General features: G+C 62.4%; 1 protein-coding gene. It reads right to left on the bottom strand.

What is annotated here, in order from left to right; genetic code table 11:
- A partial coding sequence (locus tag DOU50_RS00275; RefSeq protein WP_148768463.1) for an Ig-like domain-containing protein occupies positions 1-1,531 on the bottom strand: 1,531 nt, incomplete at both ends.

Below are 1,531 nucleotides of genomic sequence, written 5' to 3'. Positions count from 1 at the left end.
GGCTAAATCCTGCTGCGCTTCTGCCGCATTAATGATGTTGTCGGCGGTCAGGTTATCAAGCGTAATCGCCGGCGGCTGCGTATCCACCGTGACCACGCGCGACGCGTCGGCGCTGTTGCCGCTGACGTTAGTGACGCTGACGCTCACCTGCGCGCGCCCGTCGATCAGGGTTTCCATGGCGCTGGCGGGTACGGTCAGGCTCCAGGAGCCATCCTGCTGCACCTGCGCGGTGAAGGTCTGGTCAGCGAATTTCACCACCACGGTTTGCCCTGCCTCCACGCCCTGCGTCTGGCCGGAAAGGGTTAAATCAACGCCTTTTTCCGCCGCGTTCAGCAGGTCGTCGCCAGAGACGGTATCAATGGTGACCGCCACGGCGTTCAGATCGAGTTCAATCGGGTGTTCAGCCGCAACGGGATTGCCCCAGGCATCTACCGCGCTGACGCTCACCGTCATGCCGCCCGCCGTCCAGGCCTGCAGGTCTGCCGCCGGAACGCCGATCTGCCAGTTGCCGCTGGCGTTAACCGCGGTGACGTACTCAACGTTGTTGATGGTGACGACAATCTGCGTACCCGGGGCCAGATGGGTACTGGAGCCGGTGACGCTCAGATCCTGCTGCTGCTCAATGGCGTTGATCACGTCATCGCCGGAAATGGTGTTCACGCGCAGACCCGGCAGCTCCGCGTTGATATTGATATCACGCTCGCCGGTGCCGGTATTGCCGTGCCCGTTGGTCACCGACGCGGTGAAGGTTAAATCGCCGTCGCCGAACGCCTGAAGATCCGCTGATGGGATCTTCACGCTCCAGGTCAGATCGCTGCCAACCGTTGCGGTGTAGCTCTTGCCGCCTGCGGTGATGGAGACGGTATCGCCCGCCGCCGCGCCGGTAACGCGACCGCTGAGGGTTTGATCGACGCCCGCTTCGGCGTTATTGACCAGGTTGTCGCCCGCAAACGTATTGATGATGACCTGCGGAAGGACGGTATCCACCAGCAGATTCGCTTCGGCAGAACCGCTGTTACCCACGCTGTCGGTACCGCTGACGCTGACGGTGTAAAGCGTGTTCGCCAGATTCAGGACGTCAGAAACCGGAACCTGGATCGCCCAGATACCGTTTTCGACGGTGGCCTGATAGTTGACGTTGTTCAGCGTCACGGTAATGGCGGTGCCGTCCGGCAGGTTGCTGGTGCCGGTCAGGCTCAGCGGCTGCATCGCCTCCTGGGCATTCAGGACGTTATCCTGGCTGATGGCGTCAATCGTAAATTCTGGCGGATGTCCACTCAGCGTAATGTCGTGCGTGGCGCTGCCGGTGTTGCCTGCCGCATCAGTGACGGAAACCGAAAGCGTATGGTTGCCTTCGCCCAGCGCGCCCAGCACGGACGCCGGCACGCCCACGCTCCAGCTGCCGTCCGCCAGCACCACGCCGGTGAAGGTCTGACCGCCAAGGGTTACGGTGACCACATCGCCCGCGGCGGCACCGCTCGCCTGGCCGGAAATAATGTGCGCCTGGCCCTGCTCGCTGATATTAAGGATA

It is taken from the genome of Enterobacter sp. C6 (genome assembly GCF_008122455.1).
Taxonomy (GTDB): Bacteria; Pseudomonadota; Gammaproteobacteria; order Enterobacterales; family Enterobacteriaceae; genus Enterobacter; species Enterobacter pseudoroggenkampii.
This window is presented reverse-complemented; position numbering and strand designations above follow the sequence as displayed.